The organism is Klebsiella sp. K5-306, from assembly GCF_051835185.1.
In the GTDB taxonomy this organism is placed as follows: domain Bacteria; phylum Pseudomonadota; class Gammaproteobacteria; order Enterobacterales; family Enterobacteriaceae; genus Klebsiella; species Klebsiella oxytoca.
Genome location: NZ_JAIFJY010000006.1, coordinates 13,021 through 31,529, shown reverse-complemented (window position 1 = coordinate 31,529; position 18,509 = coordinate 13,021). Strand labels below are relative to the sequence as shown.

General features: G+C 57.2%; 19 protein-coding genes. 4 read left to right on the top strand and 15 right to left on the bottom strand.

Going from position 1 to position 18,509, the window contains the following annotated elements; translation table 11 throughout:
- The first annotated feature begins 3 nt into the window (after positions 1-3).
- Both K2184_RS11135 and K2184_RS11130 read left to right on the top strand, forming a co-directional pair.
- Positions 4-423, top strand: coding sequence for a GlcG/HbpS family heme-binding protein (locus K2184_RS11135; protein WP_004100290.1), 420 nt, complete (start codon positions 4-6; stop codon positions 421-423).
- Positions 420-1,073: an aspartate/glutamate racemase family protein gene (locus K2184_RS11130; protein ID WP_023329450.1), complete on the top strand. Its 654-nt coding sequence runs from the start codon at positions 420-422 to the stop codon at positions 1,071-1,073. The genes K2184_RS11135 and K2184_RS11130 overlap by 4 nt, the downstream gene beginning before the upstream one ends.
- Positions 1,074-1,170: 97 nt before the next feature.
- On the opposite strand, the gene sucD is transcribed toward K2184_RS11130, so the two are convergent.
- From sucD to sdhC, 8 genes are all read right to left on the bottom strand, one after another.
- Positions 1,171-2,040 (bottom strand): succinate--CoA ligase subunit alpha, encoded by an 870-nt coding sequence (gene sucD / locus K2184_RS11125; protein WP_004100288.1) that lies wholly within the window; start codon positions 2,038-2,040, stop codon positions 1,171-1,173.
- A complete protein-coding gene (gene sucC, locus K2184_RS11120; RefSeq protein ID WP_004100286.1) occupies positions 2,040-3,206 on the bottom strand; it encodes an ADP-forming succinate--CoA ligase subunit beta in 1,167 nt (388 codons plus the stop codon). The genes sucD and sucC overlap by 1 nt, the downstream gene beginning before the upstream one ends.
- Positions 3,207-3,309: 103 nt before the next feature.
- Positions 3,310-4,530, bottom strand: coding sequence for a 2-oxoglutarate dehydrogenase complex dihydrolipoyllysine-residue succinyltransferase (odhB, locus tag K2184_RS11115; protein ID WP_163525749.1), 1,221 nt, complete (start codon positions 4,528-4,530; stop codon positions 3,310-3,312).
- A gap of 14 nt (positions 4,531-4,544) precedes the next feature.
- A complete protein-coding gene (gene sucA, locus K2184_RS11110) occupies positions 4,545-7,352 on the bottom strand; it encodes a 2-oxoglutarate dehydrogenase E1 component (RefSeq protein ID WP_004100282.1) in 2,808 nt (935 codons plus the stop codon).
- 380 nt (positions 7,353-7,732) lie between these two features.
- Positions 7,733-8,449 (bottom strand): succinate dehydrogenase iron-sulfur subunit SdhB, encoded by a 717-nt coding sequence (sdhB, locus tag K2184_RS11105; protein WP_004100281.1) that lies wholly within the window; start codon positions 8,447-8,449, stop codon positions 7,733-7,735.
- Positions 8,450-8,464: 15 nt separating this feature from the next.
- Positions 8,465-10,231, bottom strand: coding sequence for a succinate dehydrogenase flavoprotein subunit (sdhA, locus tag K2184_RS11100; protein WP_004100279.1), 1,767 nt, complete (start codon positions 10,229-10,231; stop codon positions 8,465-8,467).
- A complete protein-coding gene (gene sdhD / locus K2184_RS11095) occupies positions 10,231-10,578 on the bottom strand; it encodes a succinate dehydrogenase membrane anchor subunit (protein ID WP_004100278.1) in 348 nt (115 codons plus the stop codon). The genes sdhA and sdhD overlap by 1 nt, the downstream gene beginning before the upstream one ends.
- Positions 10,572-10,976 (bottom strand): succinate dehydrogenase cytochrome b556 subunit, encoded by a 405-nt coding sequence (sdhC, locus tag K2184_RS11090; RefSeq protein WP_004100277.1) that lies wholly within the window; start codon positions 10,974-10,976, stop codon positions 10,572-10,574. Before sdhC ends, sdhD begins: the two co-directional genes overlap by 7 nt.
- A 274-nt stretch (positions 10,977-11,250) precedes the next feature.
- Here sdhC and K2184_RS11085 point away from each other — a divergent pair, with 274 nt between their 5' ends.
- Together K2184_RS11085 and gltA are read left to right on the top strand one after the other, a co-directional pair.
- Positions 11,251-11,403, top strand: coding sequence for a hypothetical protein (locus K2184_RS11085; RefSeq protein ID WP_418268728.1), 153 nt, complete (start codon positions 11,251-11,253; stop codon positions 11,401-11,403).
- 213 nt (positions 11,404-11,616) lie between these two features.
- Positions 11,617-12,900 carry a citrate synthase gene (gltA, locus tag K2184_RS11080; protein WP_004100276.1) on the top strand — a complete coding sequence of 428 codons (1,284 nt, stop codon included), beginning with the start codon at positions 11,617-11,619 and terminating at the stop codon, positions 12,898-12,900.
- Between the two features lie 45 nt (positions 12,901-12,945).
- Here gltA and nei read toward each other — a convergent pair whose 3' ends face one another.
- The 7 genes from nei to pxpB all read right to left on the bottom strand — a co-directional run bounded on the left by nei (position 12,946) and on the right by pxpB (position 18,509).
- Entirely contained in the window at positions 12,946-13,737 is a 792-nt protein-coding gene (gene nei / locus K2184_RS11075) for an endonuclease VIII (protein ID WP_016807948.1), read from the bottom strand.
- A 15-nt stretch (positions 13,738-13,752) separates the two neighbouring features.
- Positions 13,753-14,397, bottom strand: a complete 645-nt coding sequence (gene pcp, locus K2184_RS11070; protein ID WP_004100274.1) for a pyroglutamyl-peptidase I — start codon at positions 14,395-14,397, stop codon at positions 13,753-13,755.
- A 9-nt stretch (positions 14,398-14,406) separates the two neighbouring features.
- Positions 14,407-15,402, bottom strand: a complete 996-nt coding sequence (locus K2184_RS11065) for a DUF979 domain-containing protein (protein ID WP_004100273.1) — start codon at positions 15,400-15,402, stop codon at positions 14,407-14,409.
- Positions 15,399-16,124: a DUF969 domain-containing protein gene (locus K2184_RS11060; RefSeq protein WP_163525748.1), complete on the bottom strand. Its 726-nt coding sequence runs from the start codon at positions 16,122-16,124 to the stop codon at positions 15,399-15,401. Before K2184_RS11060 ends, K2184_RS11065 begins: the two co-directional genes overlap by 4 nt.
- Positions 16,125-16,190: 66 nt before the next feature.
- A complete protein-coding gene (gene pxpA, locus K2184_RS11055; protein ID WP_004100269.1) occupies positions 16,191-16,937 on the bottom strand; it encodes a 5-oxoprolinase subunit PxpA in 747 nt (248 codons plus the stop codon).
- Positions 16,927-17,859, bottom strand: coding sequence for a 5-oxoprolinase subunit PxpC (gene pxpC, locus K2184_RS11050; RefSeq protein WP_163525747.1), 933 nt, complete (start codon positions 17,857-17,859; stop codon positions 16,927-16,929). Before pxpC ends, pxpA begins: the two co-directional genes overlap by 11 nt.
- A complete protein-coding gene (pxpB, locus tag K2184_RS11045; protein WP_004100266.1) occupies positions 17,853-18,509 on the bottom strand; it encodes a 5-oxoprolinase subunit PxpB in 657 nt (218 codons plus the stop codon). The genes pxpC and pxpB overlap by 7 nt, the downstream gene beginning before the upstream one ends.

Below are 18,509 nucleotides of genomic sequence, written 5' to 3'. Positions count from 1 at the left end.
ACCATGACGACTCTCACTCTGGAACAGGCTTTACGCGCCGTAGCGTTCGCGCTTGACCTCGCTGACTCCTGCTATGCAAAGCGCCCGCTAAGCGTAGCGGTGTGCGACGCCAGCGGGGAGCTGCTCAGCTTCGCGCGGATGGACAATGCCAAATTGTTAACCATTGAACTTACCCAGCGCAAGGCGCATACCAGCAGTCGCCTCGGCTGTACCACGCAGGCATTTTTACAGCGCCTGCAAAAAGAGCAGCTGGACATCAGTTACTTTGCCGATCCGCATTTTACCGCCCTGCCCGGCGGGGTCCCGCTTCTGTACGACGGTAAATGTCTCGGCGCCGTCGCGGTAGGCGGGCTATCGGCACAGGAAGATCACGACGCGGCGCTGGCCGTCGCAGAAAATTTGCTTAAGGAGATAGCCCAATGAAAAAGATCGCTATGCTGCACACCAGTTCAGCGACGCTCGCGATGATGCAGCAGCTGATTGCCGATATCATGCCGGAAGTGGAAGTCATGCATCTGGTGGAAGAATCCATGATCAAGCAGGTAATGAAGGCCGGAGGGGTAACGCCGAATATTGCCGCCCGCATCGCCGACTACGTGCATATTGCCGAAAAAGCGGACTGCGATATTTTCATTACCGCCTGCTCTTCTATTGGCACGGCGGTGGAACAGTGCCAGTTTCTGACGCCGCTTCAGCTCGCCCGTATTGACAGCGCGATGGTCGAAGAAGCGATTGAAAAAGGCGAGCGTATCGCCGTGCTGGCAACCGTAGCGACCACGCTAAAGCCGACGCTGGATTACGTCCAGCGCAAAGTACAGGAGAGCGGTAAGCCGCGCGCCATTACCCCCATATTAATGGAAGAGGCATTCCACGCGCTGCTGGCAGGCGATATGGATACCCATGACCGAATCGTCAGTGAAGGGCTACAAAGCGCGTTTAGCCAGGCGGATGTAGTGATGCTGGCGCAAGCCTCAATGGCCCGGGTATTGCAGCAGCTCCCTGCCCCGCCGGTACCGGTCATGACCTCACCAGAAAGCGGGATTCGCTGGCTGAAAGCGCTGGCGGAGAGCTGAGTTACGGGCAAAAAAAAGGCCATCATCAGATGGCCAACCATGTCGAAACTGGACCAGCCCTTGACCATGCAGAAAGTCAGGGCTGTTTTTTTACTTATTACTTAATGACGGTTTTCAGCGCTTCGCCGATATCGGCCAGGCTGCGAACGGTTTTCACGCCAGCGGCTTCCAGAGCGGCGAATTTTTCATCCGCCGTCCCTTTACCACCCGCAATGATGGCACCCGCGTGCCCCATACGTTTGCCTTTCGGCGCGGTCACGCCGGCGATGTAGCCGACAACCGGTTTGGTCACGTGATCTTTGATGTAAGCGGCCGCTTCTTCTTCCGCGCTACCGCCGATCTCACCGATCATCACAATCGCTTCGGTCTGCGGATCTTCCTGGAACAGTTTCAGGATATCGATGAAGTTGGATCCCGGAATCGGGTCGCCGCCGATGCCCACGCAGGTGGACTGACCAAAGCCGTAGTCGGTGGTCTGCTTAACCGCTTCATAGGTCAGGGTACCGGAACGGGAAACGATGCCCACTTTACCCGGCTGGTGAATGTGGCCCGGCATGATGCCGATTTTGCATTCGCCCGGAGTGATCACGCCCGGGCAGTTCGGCCCGATCATGCGCACGCCCGCTTCGTCGAGCTTCACTTTCACGGTCAGCATATCCAGCGTCGGGATACCTTCGGTGATGGTGATAATCAGCTTAATGCCAGCATCGATAGCTTCCAGAATAGAATCTTTGCAGAACGGCGCCGGAACGTAGATGACGGATGCGGTTGCGCCGGTGGCTTCGACCGCTTCGCGAACGGTATTGAATACCGGCAGGCCCAGATGCGTGGTGCCGCCTTTGCCCGGGGTGACGCCGCCGACCATTTGCGTACCGTAAGCGATGGCTTGTTCAGAGTGGAATGTGCCCTGGCTACCGGTGAAACCCTGGCAGATAACCTTGGTGTCTTTATTAATTAAAACGGACATTATTTCCCCTCCACTGCGGCAACAACCTGCTGAGCTGCATCCGTCAGACTTTTCGCTGCAATAATATTCAGGCCGCTGTCAGCCAGTTTCTTCGCGCCCAGTTCGGCGTTGTTACCTTCCAGACGTACGACTACCGGTACGTTAACGCCCACTTCGGCAACCGCGCCGATGATGCCGTCGGCAATCAGGTCGCAGCGTACAATACCGCCGAAGATGTTAACCAGAACCGCTTTTACGTTGTCATCAGAGAGGATGATTTTGAACGCTTCAGTGACGCGCTCTTTGGTTGCGCCGCCGCCAACGTCAAGGAAGTTAGCCGGTTCGCCGCCGTGCAGCTTAACGATGTCCATGGTGCCCATCGCCAGGCCCGCGCCGTTAACCATGCAACCAATGTTGCCGTCCAGCGCGACGTAGTTCAGTTCCCACTGCGCAGCCTGCGCTTCGCGCGGATCTTCCTGCGACTGGTCGCGCATTTCGCGCAGATCCGGCTGGCGGAACAGCGCGTTGCCGTCAGCGCCCAGCTTGCCGTCGAGGCAGATCAGATCGCCCTGTTTGGTGATAACCAGCGGGTTGATCTCGATCAGCGCCAGGTCGCGCTCAAGGAAAATGGTCGCCAGGCCCATGAAAATTTTAGTGAACTGCTGAACCTGTTTACCTTCCAGACCCAGTTTAAACGCCAGTTCACGACCCTGGTAAGGCATCGGGCCCGCCAGCGGATCGAGGGCGATCTTGTGGATCAGATGCGGAGTCTCTTCCGCCACTTTTTCGATTTCCACGCCGCCTTCGGTGGAGGCCATGAAGACCACGCGACGGGAGCTGCGGTCAACTACTGCGCCCAGGTATAGCTCTTTATCGATATCGGTCGCGGCTTCAACCAGAATCTGGTTAACCGGCTGGCCGTTCGCATCTGTTTGATAGGTGACGAGGCGCTTGCCCAGCCAGTGCTCAGCAAATGCGCGAATGTCTTCTTTGCTTTTTACTACCTTCACACCGCCCGCTTTACCGCGGCCACCAGCGTGAACCTGACATTTCACTACCCACGGACCCGCGCCGATTTTAGAAGCGGCTTCTTCTGCTTCACGCGGAGTAGTACAGGCATAACCCACCGGCGCCGGTAAGCCATAGCGGGCAAAAAGTTGTTTTGCCTGATATTCATGTAAGTTCATGTGTTCAGTCCATCCTTCAGGGAATAATTATCTTTAAACCTGTAGGCCTGATAACGGCGCCAGGGCGCGTTATCCGGCCTACGGTAGGTAATACTCTTGCTGACTACACGTCCAGCAGCAGACGAGTCGGGTCTTCCAGCAGCTCTTTAATCGCTACCAGGTAGCCTACCGATTCACGTCCGTCGATCAGACGGTGGTCGTAGGAGAGCGCCAGGTACATCATCGGCAGAATTTCTACCTTACCATTCACCGCCATCGGGCGATCTTTAATGGCATGCATACCCAGAATCGCGCTCTGCGGCGGGTTGATGATCGGCGTGGACATCAGTGAACCGAATACGCCGCCGTTGGTAATGGTGAAGTTACCGCCGGTCAGATCGTCTACGGTCAGCTTGCCGTCGCGGCCTTTTACTGCCAGCTCTTTAATTTTCTTCTCGATATCCGCCATGCCCAGCAGGTCGACATCGCGCAGAACCGGCGTTACCAGGCCGCGCGGCGTAGAGACCGCCATGCTGACGTCGAAGTAGTTGTGGTACACCACGTCATCGCCATCGATAGAGGCGTTCACTTCCGGGTAGCGCTTCAGCGCTTCCACTACCGCCTTCACGTAGAAGGACATAAAGCCCAGACGGATACCGTGACGTTTTTCAAACGCTTCGCCGTACTGCTTACGCAGATCCATAATCGGCTTCATGTTGACTTCGTTGAAGGTCGTCAGCATGGCGGTAGAATTTTTCGCTTCCAGCAGACGCTCGGCAACGCGCTTGCGCAGACGGCTCATCGGCACACGTTTTTCAGAGCGATTGCCCAGCTGTGGAGCCGGAGCAGCGGCTGGCGCTGCGGCCGGGGCCTCCGCCTTCGCTGGCGCTTTCGCCAGGTGTTTCTCAACGTCTTCGCGGGTCAGACGGCCGCCAACGCCGGTGCCTTTAATGGCTGCCGCGTCGAGACTGTGTTCCGCCAGCAGACGGCGGATTGCCGGGCTCAGCGCATCGTTATTTTGCTCTTCCAGAGAAGCCTGCTGACGCTGGGCCGGAGTCGACTCTTTAGCATCAGCTTTCGCACCGGACTCTTTGCCCGCGCTGTTACCTTCGCGCAGGCGGCCGAGGATCTGACGGGAAAGCACGGTGGCGCCTTCGTCTTCAATCACCGCGTCCAGAATGCCATCCGCTGAAGCCGGTACTTCCAGTACCACTTTGTCAGTTTCGATTTCTACCAGCACTTCGTCACGAACAACCGCATCGCCCGGTTTTTTATGCCAGGTGGCAACCGTTGCGTCAGCTACGGACTCAGGCAGGTCGGGAACCAGAATATCTACGCTACTCATTATGTATCCTTTAATTAATCGACGTTCAGCGCGTCATTGACCAGATCTTGTTGCTGTTTCTGGTGAACGGACAGGTATCCTACCGCCGGAGAGGCGGAGGCCGGGCGGCCTGCATAACGCAGAGAGGCCCCAAACGGAATCACTTCACGGAAGTGATGCTGGCTGCAGTACCACGCGCCCTGGTTGAGCGGTTCTTCCTGGCACCAGACAAAATCATGCACGTGCGCATAAGGCTTCAGCGCTTCCTGTACCGCCTGATGCGGGAACGGATAGAGCTGCTCTATGCGAACGATAGCGACATCTTTTTGCTCGTTTTTACGACGCTGTTCCAGCAGGTCGTAGTAAACCTTACCAGAGCACAGCACAACCCGCTTCACTGCTTTCGGATCGAGCTGGTCGATTTCACCGATCGCCGGCTGGAAAGTGCCGTTAGCCAGTTCGTCCATGCTTGATACCGCCAGCGGGTGACGTAGCAGCGATTTCGGCGACATCACGATCAGCGGACGACGCATGCCGCGCAGCGCCTGGCGACGAAGCATATGGTAAACCTGCGCCGGGGTGGACGGTACGCAAACCTGCATATTCTGCTCAGCGCAGAGCTGCAGATAGCGCTCCAGACGCGCGGAGGAGTGCTCCGGGCCCTGGCCTTCGTAGCCGTGCGGCAGCAGCATCACCAGGCCGCACATACGGCCCCATTTCTGCTCGCCGGAGCTGATGAACTGGTCGATGACCACCTGCGCGCCGTTGGCGAAGTCGCCGAACTGCGCTTCCCAGATGGTCAGGGTGCGCGGCTCAGCGGTGGCGTAGCCGTATTCAAACGCCAGCACTGCTTCTTCCGACAGCACGGAGTCCCAGACTTTAAAATGGCCCTGGCCGTTGTGCACGTGCTGCAGCGGCGTATAGGTTGAGCCATTTTTCTGGTTGTGAATCACCGCATGGCGGTGGAAGAAGGTTCCGCGCCCGGAGTCTTCGCCAGACAGACGCACCGAAATGCCTTCATCGACCAGCGTGGCGTAGGCGAGGTTTTCCGCGCCGCCCCAGTCAAACATCTTCTCGCCGGCGGCCATAAGCTGACGATCGCCGTAGATTTTCGCCACGCGCGACTGCATTTCAACGGCTTCCGGTACCGTACTGATGCGTTTTGCCAGCTCCTGCAGACGCTTAGGTTCAACTTTGTCTGGATAGCTCTCATCCCACTCGTGGTTGAGGTACGGAGACCAGGTAAAGGAGTGCATATTCATCGGACGCCACTCCTTCACCACGCATTCGCCGGCATCCAGCGCATCACGGTAGAGGTTAACCTGCTCAGTGGCGTCTTCCAGCGTCGCGACGTTATCCGCTTCCAGCTTGTCAGCGTAGATTTTGCGCGGGGTCGGATGCTTTTTGATTTTCTGATACATCAGCGGCTGGGTTGCGCTCGGCTCGTCGGCTTCGTTGTGGCCGTGACGGCGGTAGCACACCAGGTCGATGAAGACATCGCGTTTAAAGGTGTTACGGAAGTCCAGCGCCAGGCGAGTCACGAAAGCGACCGCTTCCGGATCGTCGGCATTCACGTGGAAAATAGGCGCCTGGACCATTTTACCAATATCGGTACAGTACGGGGTAGAACGCGCATCCAGCGGGTTGGAAGTGGTGAAACCCACCTGGTTGTTGATAACGATGCGTACGGTACCGCCGACTTCGTAACCGCGCGCTTTGGACATGTTCAGGGTTTCCTGAACCACGCCCTGGCCGGTTACCGCGGCGTCGCCGTGAATGGTGATCGGCAGAACTTTGTTGCTGCTCGGTTCGTCGAGACGATCGAGACGAGCGCGGACGGAGCCGATAACCACCGGGCTGACGATTTCCAGATGCGACGGGTTAAACGCCAGCGCCAGGTGCACCAGGCCGCCTTCGGTTTCCATATCGGAAGAGAAGCCCATGTGGTACTTCACGTCACCGGTGCCGAGGTGTTCTTTATGTTTACCGGCGAACTCGTCGAACAGGTCCTGCGGTTTTTTACCCAGCACGTTGACCAGCACGTTCAGACGTCCGCGGTGCGCCATACCCAGCACCACTTCGCGGGTGCCGCTCTTACCCGCGTGGCGGATAATCTCTTTCAGCATCGGGATCAGCGCGTCGCCGCCTTCCAGCGAGAAGCGTTTAGCGCCCGGGAATTTCGCGCCGAGGTAGCGCTCCAGGCCTTCCGCCGCGGTCAATTCGCTGAGGAAGCGTTTTTTCTCTTCGGCGCTAAAGTTCGCTTTGCCTGCTACCGACTCAATGCGCTGCTGGATCCAGCGTTTTTCTTCGGTGGAGGTAATATGCATATATTCCGCGCCGATGGAGCCGCAGTAGGTCTGCTTAAGGGCGGAGATCAGATCGCCCAGCTTCATCGTATCTTTGCCGATGGCGAAAGAACCTACGTTATAGATCTCCTGGAAATCGGCCTCGGTCAGATCGTGGTAAGCCGGATCGAGATCCGCCACTCTCTCTTGCTGCCACAGTCCCAGCGGATCGAGATTCGCATGCTGGTGACCACGGAAGCGGTATGCGTTGATGAGCTGCAGGACTTTAACCTGCTTCACATTGGTGTCAGGGTCGGAAATCGAAGAAGTGTAACGCGAGGCATCCTTCGCCAGGCGGCGGAAATAATCACGCGTTTTGGAATGAAATTGATCCGGTTTGACTCCGGTGCCAGGTAACTGCTGGAACATAGAACGCCAGTTGGCGTCAACAGAGTCAGGATCGGTTAAGAAGTCTTCATAGAGCTGTTCTATCCAGCTCTGGTTCGAACCAGAGAGGTAAGAAGAGTCCAGCCAGGCTTTCATTGCGCCGTTCTGCATCGTGATCCCTTAAGCATTTATATGCTTATTTCGCCGTAGAAACTACCACGCACAGAAGTTGTACGTGCCGGGGTTCACTTGTTGCGGAGGAGTTGTGGTTTCGTCCGCTAAGGAACCTTTAAAAACTGCCATTAATCTTCGGCGTTCAGGCTGCGGTTGCGTTAGCAGCCTTCACTTACCCCGATCACATAGTTCACTATGCTCCCGGGGATGCGTTCAGTTGCCGCCTTACCTCGCTCTGAACGCCTTGATTACTGGTACATATTTGGCGGTTTTTAAAGATTTCCTGCTATATCCCCCGGCGGCGCGAACGCTTGCCGGGGCTACTGCTTCGGATTGCCCGGATACGCGGTAGCGCCATCCGGGACAGACCGGGTTACTCACGCACTGCGCTGCAGCAGCATCGACTTAATATGGCCGATGGCGCGCGTCGGGTTCAGCCCCTTAGGACACACACTGACGCAGTTCATAATGCTGTGACAGCGGAATACGCTGAAAGCATCGCTCAGCCCTTCGAGGCGATCGCTGGTTTCGGTATCGCGGCTGTCGATCAGGAAGCGATACGCGGCCAGCAGGCCAGCCGGGCCGATAAACTTGTCCGGGTTCCACCAGAACGACGGGCAAGAAGTCGAACAACATGCGCAGAGAATACACTCGTACAAACCATCGAGTTTCTCACGCTGCTCTGGCGTCTGCAGATGCTCACGAGCCGGAGGATTTTGCCCATTATTCAATAAGTAAGGCTTAATCTTCTCATATTGTGCATAGAATTGCCCCATGTCTACCACCAAATCACGGATAACCGGTAATCCTGGCAGCGGACGGATAACAATTTTCTTACCCGGCTGATTCAGCGCGGAGATCGGCGTGATGCACGCCAGACCATTTTTACCGTTCATGTTCAGACCGTCGGAACCGCATACCCCTTCACGACAGGAGCGACGGAACGACAGCGACGGATCTTTCTCTTTCAGCTGGATTAACGCATCCAGCAGCATCATGTCACGACCCTCTTCCGCTTCCAGGGTGTAATCCTGCATACGCGGAGCATCGTCTACGTCCGGGTTATAACGATAAACTGAAAACTCGAGTTTCATATTCCTGTCTCCGCATTAATAAGTACGAATCTTCGGCGGGAATGCCGGACGCAGTTTCGGTTCCATATTGACGCTACGACGCGTCATGGATTCCGACTCTGGCAGATACAGGGAATGGCACAGCCAGTTTTCATCATCACGATCCGGGAAGTCGAAGCGGCTATGCGCGCCGCGGCTTTCGGTACGATAATTTGCAGACATTGCGGTGGCGTAAGCGGTTTCCATCAGGTTATCCAGCTCCAGGCACTCAACGCGCTGGGTGTTGAACTCGCTGGAAGTATCATCCAGACGGGCGTTTTTCAGACGCTCGCGGATGGCTTTCAGCTGCTCAAGGCCCTTCGCCATCGCATCCCCTTCGCGGAATACCGAGAAGTTATGCTGCATACACTCTTGCAGCGCTTTGCGGATTTCGACCGGATCTTCGCCATTCCGGTTGCCGTTCCAGCGGTTCAGACGTTCCAGAGAAGCGTCGATCTCGTCATCCGTCGCATCGCGCAGTACGCCCTGCTCGGCGATAGACTCTTGCAGATGCAGACCTACCGCGCGGCCAAAGACCACCAGGTCAAGCAGCGAGTTGCCGCCCAGACGGTTTGCGCCGTGTACCGATACGCAGGCGATTTCGCCTACCGCAAACAGCCCCGGAATCACCACGTCTTCGCCCTGCTCGTTGACGGTCAGCGCCTGGCCGCTCACTTTGGTCGGAATACCGCCCATCATATAGTGGCAGGTTGGAATGACCGGAATCGGCTCTTTCACCGGGTCGACGTGGGCAAAGGTACGGGAGAGTTCCAGGATACCCGGCAGGCGGGACTCAAGCACTTCTTTACCGAGGTGATCGAGTTTCAGCTTGGCGTGCGGGCCCCACGGACCGTCGCAGCCGCGACCTTCACGGATTTCGATCATGATGGAACGCGCCACTACGTCGCGACCCGCCAGGTCTTTCGCGTTCGGCGCATAACGCTCCATAAAGCGCTCGCCGTGTTTATTCAGCAGATAGCCGCCTTCGCCGCGGCAGCCTTCGGTCACCAGAACCCCCGCCCCGGCAATACCGGTCGGGTGGAACTGCCACATTTCCATATCCTGTACCGGAACGCCGGCGCGGATCGCCATGCCAACGCCGTCGCCGGTATTGATATGCGCATTGGTGGTGGACTGATAAATACGGCCGGCGCCGCCGGTCGCCAGCACGGTAGCGCGGGCTTTGAAGTAAACCACTTCACCGGTCTCGATGCACAGGGCGGTACAGCCGACCACCGCGCCATCGGCGTTTTTCACCAGATCCAGCGCGTACCACTCGGAGAAAATCGTGGTGTGATTTTTCAGGTTCTGCTGATAGAGAGTATGTAGCAGGGCGTGACCGGTACGGTCAGCCGCTGCAGCGGTACGTGCCGCCTGCTCGCCGCCGAAGTTTTTCGACTGGCCGCCGAACGGGCGCTGATAAATCGTGCCGTTATCGAGACGCGAGAACGGCAGACCCATATGGTCCAGCTCCAGAATCGCTTCCGGGCCGGTTTTACACATATATTCGATGGCATCCTGATCGCCAATGTAGTCCGACCCCTTAACGGTGTCGTACATGTGCCATTCCCAGTTATCTTCATGGGTATTACCGAGCGCGACGGTGATACCGCCCTGTGCGGAAACGGTATGGGAACGGGTTGGGAAAACTTTGGAGAGCAGCGCACAGCTTTGGCCGCTCTGGGAAATCTGCAGCGCCGCGCGCATACCTGCGCCACCGGCACCAATCACAACTGCATCAAATTCTCTGACAGGCAATTTCATTACACACCCCACACCACAACAAATCCATAAAGAACGTAAGCCACCAGCGCAACAACGATCAGCAGTTGCAGAATTAAGCGCACGGCCAGTGGTTTAACGTAGTCCGTTAACACCTGCCACATGCCGATCCAGGCGTGGATCAGAATGGAAACGAGAGCCAGCAGGGTGAAGACTTTAGTGAACGCGGAGGAGAAAAAGCCCGTCCAGACTTCCCATGAAATTTCACCGGTGGTGGCAAAGAAGCCAACCATATAGATGATGTAGAGGGTCAGAACGATAGCGGTAGCACGGACCAGAATAAAGTCATGTACGCCGTTGCGTCCTAGTGCTGAGGCGTTGCTTACCATACGAGGACTCCTGCGAGAAGTGAAAGCACGACAGTAATAACAAAAGAAATTTTGGCGGAGCGTGTCCCTGATTCGAGAGTTTCTGCAAGATAGCCAAAATCCATCAGCAGATGGCGGATACCGACCACCGCGTGATACGCCAGCGCGGTCAGGATGCCCCACATGATGAATTTCACAAAGAAGCTATCCATAATGGATGCCGCTGTAAGGAAACCTTCGGGAGAGGAAAGGCTGGTGCCCAGCAGCCAAAGCAGAATCCCGATCGCCACGAAGGTGATCACTCCGGATACGCGATGGAGAATGGACGCTATCGCCGTGATTGGGAACCGGATCGTTTGCAGATCCAGATTGACAGGTCTTTGTTTTTTCACATTTCTTACCATGAATAACGCCCACATGCTGTTCTTATTGTTTCCTTCCTCCGGTCTGCTTGCGGGTCAGACAGCGTCCTTATCTATAACTAAAAGTCATGTTAAAACGCCTTTCCAGGAGTTAAAGCGTGACAAAATAACGCTGGGTGGCTCGGGATTGCAGGGTGTTCCGGAGACCTGGCGGCAGTATAGGCCGTTCACAAAATCATTACAATTAACCTACATATAGTTTGTCGGGTTTTCTCCCGAACAGTGATCTATGTCACGATAACAACATATTTTTAATTTTTAATCATCTGATTTGACAAATATTAAACATTATTGTTACAACCATTACCAGATAAATGCAATAATACGCAAAAGTTATGGGGTCACTCTTTTACCTGAGAATAAGTTATGCAACAGTGAGAGAGTATTGACCGATGTAATCAGGACAGTTATTAGTGGTATATAGTTTTATAATATTCGGGCTGCTAAAACGCTGATTTGCTGCTGTTTCATCGTAGGCTGAAGACGTACCATCAAGCGCCCTTGCTCTGTACCCTGCCCCTTTCGCGACGCAGAGCGATGTGCAACATAACAAACTGGTAACGTCATCTGCTACGGGCCGAATGCAAATCCACCACCCCGGCAGTCTTAAGCAATAAAGGCGCTAAGGAGACCATAAATGTCTGATGCTAAAGCAAAAATCACCCTGGGTGGTGATACTGCTATTGAACTGGATGTGCTAAAGGGCACTCTCGGTCAGGATGTTATTGATATTCGTAGTCTTGGTTCAAAAGGCGTATTTACTTTTGACCCTGGTTTCACCTCAACCGCATCCTGCGAATCTAAAATCACCTTTATCGACGGTGATGAAGGTATCCTGCTGCACCGCGGTTTCCCGATCGATCAGTTAGCAACCGACTCTAACTATCTGGAAGTATGCTACATCCTGTTAAACGGTGAGAAACCGACCCAGGCACAGTACGACGAATTTAAAACCATCGTGACGCGCCACACCATGATTCACGAGCAGATCACTCGTCTGTTCCACGCGTTCCGCCGCGATTCTCATCCGATGGCCGTAATGTGCGGTATTACCGGCGCGCTGGCGGCGTTCTATCACGATTCGCTGGATGTAAATAACCCACGCCACCGCGATATCGCCGCATTCCGTCTGCTCTCCAAGATGCCGACGATGGCGGCAATGTGTTACAAATATTCCATCGGCCAGCCTTTCGTTTATCCGCGCAACGACCTCTCCTACGCGGGTAACTTCCTGAATATGATGTTCTCCACGCCGTGTGAAAAATATGAAGTGAACCCGATTCTGGAACGCGCAATGGACCGTATTCTGATCCTGCACGCCGACCACGAACAGAACGCTTCTACCTCCACCGTGCGGACTGCCGGCTCTTCCGGCGCCAACCCGTTCGCCTGCATCGCTGCGGGCATTGCTTCCCTGTGGGGGCCGGCACACGGCGGCGCCAACGAAGCGGCGCTGAAGATGCTCGAAGAGATCAGCTCCGTTGAACACATTCCGGAATTCGTCCGTCGCGCGAAAGACAAAAACGACTCTTTCCGCCTGATGGGCTTTGGCCACCGCGTGTACAAAAACTACGACCCGCGCGCCACCGTGATGCGTGAAACCTGTCATGAAGTGCTGAAAGAACTGGGAACGAAGGACGATCTGCTGGAAGTAGCCATGGAGCTTGAGCACATTGCGCTCAACGATCCGTACTTCATCGAGAAGAAACTCTACCCGAACGTCGATTTCTACTCCGGTATCATCCTCAAAGCGATGGGCATTCCGTCTTCGATGTTTACCGTTATCTTCGCGATGGCGCGTACCGTGGGCTGGATTGCGCACTGGAACGAAATGCACAGCGATGGCATGAAAATCGCCCGTCCGCGTCAGCTCTATACCGGCTACGAAAAACGCGACTTCAAGAACGATATCGCTCGCTAAGTCAGCTTTCGCAGCGACAAAAAACGCGCCTGAAGGCGCGTTTTTTTATTGCTGGCATCCGGGGCACCAGTAAAACGGCCGCGACGAGAGCATGGTCCTCTCGATAATCCCGCCGCAGCGCTCGCAGACCTCACCCTGGCGATGAAAAACCTTAAAGCGAAACAGCGCGCCGTGGTGCTTATTGTCGTCCACCAGACCGCGCGTGTTATAGGACAAACGCGGGATCTCCAGCAGCGCATGCGCCAGCGCATCGAGCTGCTTTTCATCCAGTTCAGAGGCTTTATGACGACCGGTTAGCCCGACCTGCCAGAGGATCTCCACGCGCAGATAGTTGCCCAATCCGGCAAGAAACGCCTGATCCAGCAGCAGTCCGGAGAACTGGCGGTTGCGGAATTTCGCCGACAACAGCCGCTCTTTAACCTGTTCAACGCTAAGGCTCATATCGAGCACATCCGGTCCGACCCGCAGCAAAAATGGATGTCGGGCGAGCTGCTCGGGCGTCAGCATTTCAATATCGGAGGCGCTGTAGAGCAAAATCGCTCTACGCGCCGTCTGCAGCCGAACGCGCAACACGCGCGTGGTTTCTGGCTGCGCCCCCGCGTCCACCACTCGCCAGACGCCATACAGCTGATTGTGGCTATACAGCGTTAATCCGCCGGAGAAATGGGTCAACAGCGCCTTACCGCGTGTTTCAATGCGTGTTACTCGCTGGCCGACAAGCTGGGATTGATAATGTTGTAACTGCGGGAAGGCGAACCACGCCTCAGTCAGGGGTTCGCCTTTAATCGCCGCTTCCAGGCTATCCGCCGCACGGCGAATTTCCGGACCTTCCGGCATAATAATATCCTTGTGTTAATGCGTTGCGCCGCCGCCGATTTTCACGTCGCCATCCTGCTGCAGGGCAACGGCGATAGCCGTTTCCAGCGCCGCACGCACCGTCTCTACCGCCATACTGGCGGCACCGGGGTGAGCCGCAGCCTGCTCAGGCAAATACGGAATATGGATAAACCCGCCCTTCACTCCGCTGCTGTTACGCAGGCTATGCAGCAGACCGTACATCACGTGATTACAGACAAACGTCCCCGCCGTCTGCGATACCGACGCCGGGATCCCCTTGCTGCGCAGCGCGGCAACGATCGCTTTGATCGGCAGCGTGCTAAAGTACGCCGCCGGACCGTCAGCCACGATCGGTACGTCAATGGGCTGCAGACCTTTATTATCCGGGATCCGCGCATCATCGACGTTGATCGCTACCCGTTCAACGGTGATGTCGACGCGACCGCCCGCCTGACCAATCGCCAGGATCAGGCGCGGCTGCAGCTCATCCAGCGCGACGTTCAGCACCGTCAGGGCCTCGCCGAAGACGCAGGGCAGCTGCCGCGCCACCACCGGTTGCCCGGCAATGATAGCGCCATCCAGCTGCTTTACCACTTCCCACGAAGGGTTAACCGCTTCGCCGCCGAACGGTTCAAAACCGGTAATCAATACGCCAGCCATCATCCCTCCTTACAGGAACATCAGGAAATAGAGCAAAAATACGTTCACGATAAGTAACATAATGCCGGTCGGCACCTGGGCTTTGATCACCGCGTTTTTGTCCGGCAGCTCCAGCAGCGCGGCCGGGACGATATTGAAGTTCGCCGCCATAGGCGTCATCAGCGTTCCACAGTAGCCGGAGAACATGCCAATTGCCGCCATCACCGCCGGGTTACCGCCGTGCTGCAGCACCAGAATCGGGATCCCGACCCCTGCCGTCACGATGGGGAAAGCGGCAAACGCGTTGCCCATCACCATCGTCAGCAGCGCCATCCCAAGGGTATAGACGGCGACGGCGATAAACCGGCTGTCCACCGCCAGATAGTGCTGCGTCAGCCAGGAGATGCTGTTGCCGACGCCCGCGGCGGTAAACAGCAGCCCAAGAACCGCCAGAATTTGCGGCAAAATAAACGCCCAGCCCACAGAATCCAGCAGACGGCGAGCTTCCTGTAACGGCTGAACCGCCGTTTCATGGGTCATGCGGATAGCCATTACCAGACCAATCAACGTGCCCGCGGTCATTGAAAACAGCGTAATCAGCGTGGCGTGATTGCCCGGGCCAAAGATGGCGACCTGCAGCGAGGGCAAATTATTAAACAGCAGGACGCCGATCACCGTCACTACCGGGATCGCCAGCGCCGGGAAAAACAGCCGATTGCCGAGGCGCGCGGCGCTGGCGCTGCGTTCTTCCTGCGAGCGCTGGTGATAACGACCGAGACGCACGCCGCCAAATCCGGCGATCAGCGCCAGCACCACGACCACCACGCCAACGCCGATATTGACGAGGCGCTTGTCGCCGACCAGCGCATAGGTCCAGTCGCCGAACAGAAAGACCACGCCGTACAGACCCCAGAACAGACCGGTTGTCAGCCTGCGCGGATTAGCCTTATCGCGCCATGACATCACCGCTACCACCAGCAGAACGACGCCCGCCAGCCAGTACAACCAGGTTTGCTGAAAATTCATACGGCACCGCCTTTCGTCTGCCCGGCGTTAACCTTGTCCAGCTCGCGCTGGAGATGACGGTCGAGGCGCCACAGGCGGGCAGAGTGGATCAGGAAGGCGCATACCGCCGTTGGGATCCCCCACAGGGCAATATGCAGCGGCTCAGTCTGAATGCCCCCCGACTCCAGCATAAAGTTATGCATAAAGATAATCGCCCCGAAGGCAACGAAAATATCTTCGCCGAAGAACAGGCCCACGTTGTCGGTGGCCGCCGACATCGCGCGCAGGCGATAGCGGACATTTCCCGGCAAGGCGCCAAAGTTTTTTTCCGCCGCCCCTTCCGCCATCGGCGCCAGAAGCGGGCGCACCATCTGCGGATGACCGCCCAGGCTGGTAAGGCCCATCGCCGCGGTCACTTCACGCACGAAAAGATAGACGATTAGCAGACGACCAGCGGTGGCGCTGCGGATTTTCGCGATCCACGTCTGCGCGCGCTCTTTCAGACCGTGCCGCTCCAGCAGGCCAATCACCGCCAGCGGCAACAGAAGAATAAACGGCAGATTGCGGGTATTGAGAAATCCTTCACCCAGCTTCTCCAGAATGGTCGCGATCGGCATATGCGCCGTCAGACCCGTGATGATCCCGGAAACAATAACCACCAGCACCGGGTTAAAACGCAGAACAAATCCGACCACGATCGCGGCAATGCCGATCAGCGGCCAGAGAGATAATGACTCTCCCATAATTACATCCTGTATGTTGTTGTGAAGTGTTGTTTGTTGTTAATTTATTGATTAATAATATTATTTTTATTCTTCTGCTTCCGCGCTCACCTGAATGTTACGTCCGGCGAACGCCGCGCGCAGGCGACGCGCAAAATCCAGCGCATGCTCGCCGTCGCCGTGCAGACAAACGGTTTCCGCCACCACGTGCGCCCATTCGCCGGTGATGCTGCGTACCCGGCTGTGCTGCACCATTTCCAGCGTTTGCGCCAGCGACTGCTCTTCACTCTCGATCAATGCCCCAGGCTGGGTGCGCGGCACCAGGCTACCGTCCGCCAGATAGCCGCGGTCGGCGAAGACCTCCTGGCGGGTGGTCAGTTGATAACGCTGCCCGGCGCGAATCAGCTCGCTGCCCGCCAGGCCCACCAGCACCAGACCGGCGTCAACGTCATATACCGCTTTGGCGATAGCGTCAGCAAGCTGCGGATCTTTTGCCGCCTGGTTATAGAGCATGCCGTGCGGTTTGACGTGCTGTAGTTCGCCGCCCTGCGCGCGCACCAGCGCCGCCAGCGCGCCCACCTGATACAGCGTTTGCGCATAAACCGTCTCCGGCGGCAGCTGCATCGCCGTGCGGCCAAAATTTTCCCGGTCGGGGAAGCTGGGGTGCGCGCCCACCGCGACGCCATATTTCAGCGCTTCGCGCACGCACTGCAGCATCATCACCGCATCGCCCGCATGGAAACCGCAGGCGATATTGGCGGAAGAGACCAGCTGCAGTAGCGCGCTATCGTTGGCGCAGCCTTCGCCAAGGTCGGCGTTTAAATCAATCTTCATCGTTCAGTCTCCATGCCAGTTGTTCAAAATAACGTTGCCGGTCGGCGCGCGCCTTCAGCGCCTCCTCCAGAGAGCAGGGAACAAAGTGGATCGGCTGCCCCAGCGGGATTTGCGCCAGCTGATACATATCGGCCTCGATAATCGTCGCGATGCGCGGGTAACCGCCGGTGGTCTGGGCATCGTTCATCAGTACGATAGGTTGACCGTTATGCGGAACCTGCACCACGCCAGGCAGCAGACCGTGCGAAAGCATCTCGCGATCGGTCGTCCGCTTCAGCGGTTGCCCCTGCAGACGATAGCCCATGCGGTTGCTCTGCGGGCTAAGCTGCCACGGCGAACGCCAGAAAGTGTCCTGCGACACGCTGTCAAACTCCTGATACTCGGGGCCGGGCAGCGCGCGGATGCGGTTGCCGATGGGCAGTTGCTTCACCCCGCGCGGCCCGCGGAACTGCTTATCCGATTTCCCCAGCTTCAGTCGGTCTCCTTCCTGCAAACGTCGACCTTCCAGACCGCCAATACCCACTTTCAGATCGGTACTGCGCGAGCCCAGCACCTTCGGCACCGCGATGCCGCCCGCCACTGCCAGATAGCTGCGCACGCCGTGCTGTGGATTCTTGAGCACCAGACGCTGCCCGGCCTTGACCGCCGTCCGCCAGCCCACCCACACCGGCTCGCCGTCAAGCTTCGCCTCGCAGGCGGCACCGGTGAGCGCGAACCAGCCGCTGCGTTCAAATTGAATATCCACCTGGCCCAGCGTGATCTCCAGCGCCGCGGCATTGGCCCCGTTGCCCACCAGCAGATTCGCGGTAACCAGCGCCGGTTTATCCATCGCACCGCAGCGGCTGATGCCCAGCTGACGCAGACCTTCACGCCCGCCGTCCTGCACCGAGGTATACATCCCGGCACGGATGATTTTTAACATACGCCCTCCTTTTGCGGGACGAAACGCACTCTGTCGCCGGAGCGCAGCAGCACCGGCTCCTTGCGCTTCGGATCAAATAGCGCCAGCGGCGTTCGGCCCAGCAGCTGCCAACCTCCCGGCGTCGCCAGCGGATAAATCCCGGTCTGCGCTCCGCCGATCCCTACCGAACCCGCCGGCACCAGCAGGCGCGGTTCCGCCCGCCGCGGCATCGCCAGGCGCTCCGGCAGGCCGCCGAAGTAGGGGAACCCCGGCTGGAAGCCGAGGAACCACACCACGTACTCCACCGATGAATGCAGCTCCACCACCTGCTTTTCGCTCAGTCCGCTGTGGCGAGCCACTTCCCCCAAATCCGGACCGCCTTCGCCGCCGTAAACGACCGGCACCAGAATCTCCCGCGATTCCGGTTCGAGCGTATCGCACTCCTCCCACCAGATTTGCAGGCGCTCGATCGCGTCCCACGCCGTCTGCTGGGGATTTCGCAGTATCACGGTAATGTTGTTCATACCCGGAACGGCTTCCACCACCTCGGTATGACCAACCAGCCGTTGGGCTAATCGCCAGATCCGCTTCTGACTCTCCAGCGTCACCGGAGGTTCAAGCTCCAGGACGACTGCCGTTTCACCTAATAAATAACAACGCGCTCGCTGCAC

What these genes read in the sequence shown, in the direction of transcription:
- K2184_RS11135 (WP_004100290.1), top strand. Translation starts at nt 4, where the DNA reads ATGACGACTCTCACTCTGGAACAGGCTTTACGCGCCGTAGCGTTCGCG.
- K2184_RS11130 (WP_023329450.1), top strand. Translation starts at nt 420, where the DNA reads ATGAAAAAGATCGCTATGCTGCACACCAGTTCAGCGACGCTCGCGATG.
- sucD (WP_004100288.1), bottom strand. Translation starts at nt 2,040, where the DNA reads ATGTCCGTTTTAATTAATAAAGACACCAAGGTTATCTGCCAGGGTTTC.
- sucC (WP_004100286.1), bottom strand. Translation starts at nt 3,206, where the DNA reads ATGAACTTACATGAATATCAGGCAAAACAACTTTTTGCCCGCTATGGC.
- odhB (WP_163525749.1), bottom strand. Translation starts at nt 4,530, where the DNA reads ATGAGTAGCGTAGATATTCTGGTTCCCGACCTGCCTGAGTCCGTAGCT.
- sucA (WP_004100282.1), bottom strand. Translation starts at nt 7,352, where the DNA reads ATGCAGAACGGCGCAATGAAAGCCTGGCTGGACTCTTCTTACCTCTCT.
- sdhB (WP_004100281.1), bottom strand. Translation starts at nt 8,449, where the DNA reads ATGAAACTCGAGTTTTCAGTTTATCGTTATAACCCGGACGTAGACGAT.
- sdhA (WP_004100279.1), bottom strand. Translation starts at nt 10,231, where the DNA reads ATGAAATTGCCTGTCAGAGAATTTGATGCAGTTGTGATTGGTGCCGGT.
- sdhD (WP_004100278.1), bottom strand. Translation starts at nt 10,578, where the DNA reads ATGGTAAGCAACGCCTCAGCACTAGGACGCAACGGCGTACATGACTTT.
- sdhC (WP_004100277.1), bottom strand. Translation starts at nt 10,976, where the DNA reads ATGTGGGCGTTATTCATGGTAAGAAATGTGAAAAAACAAAGACCTGTC.
- gltA (WP_004100276.1), top strand. Translation starts at nt 11,617, where the DNA reads ATGTCTGATGCTAAAGCAAAAATCACCCTGGGTGGTGATACTGCTATT.
- nei (WP_016807948.1), bottom strand. Translation starts at nt 13,737, where the DNA reads ATGCCGGAAGGTCCGGAAATTCGCCGTGCGGCGGATAGCCTGGAAGCG.
- pcp (WP_004100274.1), bottom strand. Translation starts at nt 14,397, where the DNA reads ATGGCTGGCGTATTGATTACCGGTTTTGAACCGTTCGGCGGCGAAGCG.
- K2184_RS11065 (WP_004100273.1), bottom strand. Translation starts at nt 15,402, where the DNA reads ATGAATTTTCAGCAAACCTGGTTGTACTGGCTGGCGGGCGTCGTTCTG.
- K2184_RS11060 (WP_163525748.1), bottom strand. Translation starts at nt 16,124, where the DNA reads ATGGGAGAGTCATTATCTCTCTGGCCGCTGATCGGCATTGCCGCGATC.
- pxpA (WP_004100269.1), bottom strand. Translation starts at nt 16,937, where the DNA reads ATGAAGATTGATTTAAACGCCGACCTTGGCGAAGGCTGCGCCAACGAT.
- pxpC (WP_163525747.1), bottom strand. Translation starts at nt 17,859, where the DNA reads ATGTTAAAAATCATCCGTGCCGGGATGTATACCTCGGTGCAGGACGGC.